This is a genomic window from Opacimonas viscosa (assembly GCF_024199005.1).
Taxonomy (GTDB): Bacteria; Pseudomonadota; Gammaproteobacteria; order Enterobacterales; family Alteromonadaceae; genus Opacimonas; species Opacimonas viscosa.
Genome location: NZ_JANATA010000334.1, coordinates 1 through 233, shown reverse-complemented (window position 1 = coordinate 233; position 233 = coordinate 1). Strand labels below are relative to the sequence as shown.

The window sequence follows — 233 nt, the reverse complement described above, 5'->3', positions numbered from 1 at the left end:
CGTTTCACTCGTCTCGATAGTTCCTACTGATGTGCTATTTTCTGCTGCAGATAATGACTCTGTCGTCAGTGAGGCCGCTTGCGTATCGACCAAAATAGATTTTGTAGTCATCGTAGCATTCCCTGCTGCATCGGTTGCTGTAATACTAATATCTTCAGCGCCTTCACCCATTGCCGTAACATCCGCCGCGGTCAAATCATATGACCATGCACCGTCTACATCCGCTGTTAAGG

General features: G+C 47.6%; 1 protein-coding gene. It reads right to left on the bottom strand.

The genetic code is table 11. The features are described from left to right. Nucleotides 1–233: hypothetical protein (locus NLF92_RS13820; RefSeq protein WP_254102854.1), on the bottom strand; the 233-nt coding region annotated here is incomplete at both ends.